Raw genomic sequence first — 716 nt, 5'->3', positions numbered from 1 at the left:
AAATAAGGTGGGCTTGTGCGGACCGGAGCATAGGGCTGCGGATCCATAGCCGCACAGGGTTATCCTACTCGGGATAGTCCTTATAAGACTCGCAAAAGAAGGAGGGAGAAAACATGACTGCTGTTGACATTATTGTTACCCGTCACGGCGGACTTGTTGACTATTTGCGTCAACAAGGGTTTGATGTCGATCGGGCAACGATAATCAGCCATGTAACAGACCCCAACGTGCTAATTGGAAGACACGTTGTGGGGGTGTTGCCAATGGGTCTAGCATCCCTGTGCGCCTCTATTACCGTGGTGGATTTAAATCTACCACAGGACCTAAGAGGTGCAGACCTAAGTGCTGACCAAGTGGCACAATATGCTACTGGGATTAGCACTTATAGGGTGATAAGACTATAGTAGCAACACCCCCTTGTTCTCTCTTTTATTGGTTTTTTTTTGCTATGGCAAAATGGAACAGTTTCCTTGATGAAGAATATTCTTCATCAGGGCGTGAGAAAACATCTCGCTCACGCAATAAAAAAAAGGAGAGCAAAAAAAGAAGAAGAAAAAGAAAAGAAGAAAAGAAAAAAAATGTTTACAACAATGTCATTGACGAAATGGCATTTCAAACAGAAACAAGGGCAGAACACGACCTGCCCGCTGAAATACTAGAAGCAGAGAAAAAGGTTTTTTCTCTGTGGGTAGAAGGGCTAAACAAAGAAGGCAAAC

At 43.9% G+C, this 716-nt stretch carries 1 protein-coding gene; it reads left to right on the top strand.

Going from position 1 to position 716, the window contains the following annotated elements; translation table 11 throughout:
• Positions 1-448: 448 nt before the first annotated feature.
• A partial coding sequence (locus tag NZ519_14040) for a hypothetical protein (protein MCS7029873.1) occupies positions 449-716 on the top strand: 268 nt, incomplete at its 3' end.

The sequence above is a fragment of the Bacteroidia bacterium genome, from assembly GCA_025056095.1.
Lineage (GTDB): Bacteria > Bacteroidota > Bacteroidia > JANWVE01 > JANWVE01 > JANWVE01.
The sequence above is the reverse complement of the archived record's forward strand: the minus strand, read 5'-3'. Positions and strand labels throughout refer to the sequence as shown.